This is a genomic window from Hydrogenivirga sp. (genome assembly GCF_056450045.1).
This window is the reverse complement of record NZ_JBWONM010000145.1, coordinates 1-4,718: the sequence shown is the minus strand read 5'-3', so window position 1 is coordinate 4,718 and position 4,718 is coordinate 1. Positions and strand designations below refer to the sequence as shown.

Annotated in this window: 3 protein-coding genes and 1 pseudogene; 3 read left to right on the top strand and 1 reads right to left on the bottom strand. The window is 52.5% G+C overall.

The window, feature by feature from the left end; genetic code table 11:
• Window positions 1-103: pseudogene (gene glnB, locus AC1HCM_RS06020) on the bottom strand (nitrogen regulator P-II GlnB); the annotation flags it as partial.
• Window positions 104-282: 179 nt separating this feature from the next.
• Between glnB and AC1HCM_RS06015 the strand changes: the two are divergent.
• Genes AC1HCM_RS06015 through AC1HCM_RS06005 form a run of 3 tightly spaced genes read left to right on the top strand, consistent with a single transcriptional unit; the run spans window position 283 to window position 4,643 of the window.
• Complete coding sequence (locus AC1HCM_RS06015) at window positions 283-2,766, top strand: CBS domain-containing protein (protein WP_479460866.1); 2,484 nt, start codon at window positions 283-285, stop codon at window positions 2,764-2,766.
• Window positions 2,767-2,776: 10 nt separating this feature from the next.
• A complete protein-coding gene (locus AC1HCM_RS06010) occupies window positions 2,777-3,988 on the top strand; it encodes a glycosyltransferase (RefSeq protein WP_479460865.1) in 1,212 nt (403 codons plus the stop codon).
• Window positions 3,945-4,643, top strand: coding sequence for a DUF554 family protein (locus AC1HCM_RS06005; protein WP_479460864.1), 699 nt, complete (start codon window positions 3,945-3,947; stop codon window positions 4,641-4,643). Before AC1HCM_RS06010 ends, AC1HCM_RS06005 begins: the two co-directional genes overlap by 44 nt.
• Window positions 4,644-4,718: the final 75 nt, after the last annotated feature.

Here is a 4,718-nt window from a genome sequence, read left to right as displayed (position 1 = left end):
CCTTTACCTCGGTGACAGTCATACCGCCTATGCCTATCTCAACGAGGGCGTCCTTAACCTCGTCAAGCTTGAAGGGTTTGATGATAGCCTCAATCTTCTTCATCTTCCTTCCTCCTTGTCCTAACATGTGCAAAGAGCGTGCCAAAAATCTGAGAGCTCTCCTCTAATTGATATTAGAGCTAACCTCCCTCTCCAGAGAGAACTTTTTTAGGTAAAAATGTTTACAAAATTGTAAAGATGTTAACACTTCCCTTCTGAGCTCTGTGAACTTTAATTATTACTGTGGAATGCTCCAAGCTCATAGTCCTTACGGAGGGAGCCGACCTTGATGCCCTCTCGGCTGCCTTGGGAGTTCAGAAGCTCTTCCCAGACTCCTGCCTTCTGAGTCCCAGATACCTCTCCAAGAGGGCAGGGCTGGTGTTCAGAGACTTCAAACACCTCTTCAGGGTGAGCGAGGACTGCCCGGAGAGGTTCGTTCTCGTGCTTACAGACACGAGATACTTTCCTGAGGAGGTCCCAAAGGACAGGGTAGAGGGGGTTATAGTCTACGACCACCATCCCACCGGAGATATAGAGGAGTATGAGGGTAAGGTTGATAGGGTTGGGGCGGCGACAACCCTTGTGGTTGAAGAGCTGATGCATAGGGACGCTGATCTCAGCCCAGAGGAGGCAACCGTTATAGCCCTCGGCATATACGAGGATACTGGTAACTTTACCTACGAGGGAACTACCGAGAGAGACCTGAGGGCTGCCTCCTGGCTCCTTTCCAAGGGTGCGGACCTGAAGCTCATAAGGAGGTACATGCTGGAGTCCTTCACGAAGGAGCAGATAGAGATAGTGAGGAGGATCCTTTCCTCAATAGAGAAGCTCTACCTTGATGACAGGGAGATAGTCATAGCGACCGCTGTTCTTGAGAAGTACGAGCCCGATGTGAACTCTCTGCTCTATGAGATAAAGGATCTAAAGGAGGCTGATGCCTTCTTCGTGATAATAGAGGCTCAGAACAAGACCTACGTCTTCGGGAGGTCCCAGACCAAGGATATAGACGCTGGGAAGATACTCTCCCAGTTCGGAGGGGGTGGGCATCCGGAGGCAGGCGCTACAAAGCTTGAAAACGTCTCTGCGGCGAGGGTTAAGAACCTCCTCATAAGCTACATAAAGGGGATAAAGCCTCCGAAGCTGAGGGTGGGGGACATAATGAGCTCACCTCCCTTCCTGCTCTCCGAGCACCTGTCGGTAAGGGACGCCCTCATGGAGCTCTCCGAGAGGGGGTTTGCCAACGCTCCAGTTATAGACAGGGAGGGCAACCTTATAGGAATAGTGTCCAAGAAGGCTCTCCTCAAGCTCTCCAGGCTCTATCCCGACGAGCCTGTCGGGGAGTTTGTCAGCAAAGACTTCACCACCCTCTCTCCCGATTCCCCGGTGTGGGAGGCTGAGGAGGTGCTTACCAAGTTCGGTCAGAAGCTGATACCCGTCGTTGAAGATGGAACGGTTGTTGGAGTTGTCACAAGGCTTGACATACTCCACAGGATGAAGGAAGACCTGGGAGAGCTCAAAGCCTCCCACAGGAACATCTCAGTTCCAAAGAATATAGAGCCCATATGCAGGGAGACTGGAGAGATAGCCAAGGGCTTGGGCTACCGCGCCTACATAGTGGGTGGTGTTGTAAGGGATATCCTTCTGGGTAAGGAGGTCTGGGACCTTGATATCGTTGTTGAGGGTGATGCCCTGAGCGTAGCTCAAAGGCTCGCTGAACGCCACGGTGTTAAGGTGCACACCTTCCCGGAGTTCGGAACAGCCCACGTCAAGGTCGGTGCCCTCAAGCTTGAGTTTGCGACCGCAAGGAGAGAAACCTACCCAAGACCGGGAGCCTATCCAAAGGTGGAGAAGGCTTCCCTAAAAGAGGACCTCGTTAGAAGGGACTTCACTATCAACGCGATGGCTGTATCCATAAACCCCGATGACTTCGGAACCCTGATTGATTACTTCGGTGGTATAAGGGACCTCAAAGACAAGATAGTAAGGGTTCTCCACCCCGTGAGCTTCATAGAGGACCCCGTCAGGATACTGAGGGCGCTTAGATTCGCCGGGAGGCTGGGGTTCAAGCTTTCCAAGAGCACGGACAGGCTCCTGAGGCAGGCGGTCAACCTCGGCATGCTTGAGGAAGCCCCCACTGGCAGGATAATGAACGAGATAAGGCTCGCCCTGCGAGAGGACAGGCTCTTGGATATATTAGCCCTCTACAGGAAGTACAAGGTTCTTGAGCACGTTATCAAGGGCTTCCAGTGGACCCAGAGCCTTGAGGACAGGCTGATAAGCCTCAAGAAGGTCGTTGACTGGCACTCCTTGGAGTTCCCTTCCGAGAGGATAGACTACGGCTGGGTTTTCCTCATGGTCCTTCTATCAACGGTAAAGCAGGAGGTCAGCGCGGAGTTCCTGAGGAGGGTGTCTGCTCCAGCCTGGGTGAGGGAGAACATGCCCCTCATATACACCAGTCTTGGCTTTCTGAAAAGGAAGCTCAGGGAGGCAAGGAAGAGCTCGGAGGTGTACAGGGTGCTTAAGAAGGTTCACCTTTCCCTCATCCTCATACTCATGACCTGCGAAGATATCAGGGAGAAGGTCAGGTCCTACCTTGAGAAGCTGAGGTTCGTGAAGGTTCCGCCTGAGAGGATAGCGAAGCTCAAGGAAGAGGGGCTTGAGGGCAGGGAGCTCGGTCAGGAGATTGAGAGGATAAAAGAGGAGCTCATGGACGAATATCCTTTATAATTGAGAAATCATGAAGCTTGCATTCTTCAAGGTGGGAGAACTCCAGGGTAGTCTGAAGCACATCAGGGCTTTGCTCGGATATCTTCAGGAGAGGGGAGTTGAGGTCAGGGAGATAGAGCTTGACCCTCAGAACGTTCAGAGAGCTGTTGACGAGCTAAACGAGTTCAGACCTGAGTTCACCTTAGACCTGAACGCCACGGGGATAATAGTGGGTGAGCAGGAGGGGAAGAAGCTCCCCCTCTACGACATCTTCGGCTTCGTCCACTTCTCCCTCTTTACCGAGGACCCACTCCTTCACTTTCCCAACATCCATGGACTTGACAGCAACAGGAACATGGTAGCCCTCGTAACGGATATAAAGTACGTTGACAGCCTAAAGTTTCTCGGTGTTGATAACATAAGCTATATAACCCCCTTCCTTGACTTCTCCCTCTTCCCCCAGCCCTCGGAGGAGAGGGATATAGAGATAGCCTTCCTCGGACCTGTGATAGACCCTCAGGTGGTCATAAACCAGGTCAGCCAGAATCTCCCCGAAAGCATTATGCCCCTTTTCATAGAGACGGGCGAGTATATGTTCAGAAACCCGGAGGTGAACGTCCTTACAGCCTTCAACTATGTCTTCGGACTCTTCAATCCCCAGGTTCAGCAGGAGTTCAATGAATGGAGGGAGAAGAACACGGAGGCTTTCCTGAGGTTTCTGAACGATACAGCTATATACGCCACCATGCGCAAGAGGTGGTACATAGTTAACTTCCTTGACGGTATAAACCTCAAGATAGTGGGGGAGTTTCAGGGAGAGCTCAGGGAAGACCACGAGAACGTTAAGGTGAGTAGCTACGAGGAGCTCCTTGAAATCTACGGGAGGACCAGCCTCACCCTTCTGAGCTTCCCCCACACCGTCCCCTCTGGGATAGGCTTCACGCCCCTTGAGGTCTCCGCAATGGGGAGCGCCCCAATGATAGACTTCAGGGGAACCCTTCCGGGATTCCTCGTGCCCGGAGAGGAGGCGATAGCCTACATGCCCTTAGACAGGGCTGATATAGAGGAGAAACTCCTCTACTACCTTGAGAACCCAGAGGAGGTCAGGCAGGTTGCCGAGAGGGCGAGGAATGCCGTCGTTGACCGCTACAGGGTTGATGACAGGGGAGACTTCCTCTTCAACATGATGAAGGGCATCCTTGAGCAGGCCAGCCAGCAGGCACAGACGGAAGAAAAAGAATGAGATGTTCCCCGGCTTTGGCACCCTCGCAAACTTTATCCTTGTCCTCGCTGGGAGCTCTGTCGGTCTGAAGGGTGCAAGGTTTATCAATCCCAGACTCAGGGAGGGAGTTGTCCACGGCATAGGACTCTTCACCCTCCTTTTGGGGGTAAAGCTCCTCTTGGAGAACAGACCGGAGACCCTGAAGGTGTTCTTCATAATCCTCTTCGGAACAGCGCTGGGCTATCTGATAGACCTTGAAGGAAAGGTTGAGGAGCTCTCTCAGGGCGGTAAGGACTTTACGAACGCTCTCATAACCTCTTCCGTCCTCTTTACGGTGGGACCAATGACACTGCTGGGCTGTATCTTGGAAGGAACTAAGGGTGACAGCTCCCTCATACTCTCCAAGGCTGTTATGGACGGCTTCTCTTCCATCATACTCGCCTCTTCCCTTGGAAGAGGTGTTCTCTTCTCCGCCTTCTTCCTCCTTGTATTTCAGGGAGGTATAACGATGCTCGCCTTCTTCTTCGGTGAGTTCTTAGATCCCCAGTCCATGAAGAACAGCCTCTTCATAGGCGGTGGAATCATTGTGATAATAGCCCTGAAGCTCTGGGGTCTTCTCTCGGAGGTAAAGAGTGTGAACTTCCTTATCCCCTTAATCCTTGCCCTCTTTCTGTGAGCCGTCCAGCCTGAGCTTTGATACCTCCGAGAGGGCTTCGTATATGTTCTCCCTGTCTGTCTCCCAAACGAAGAC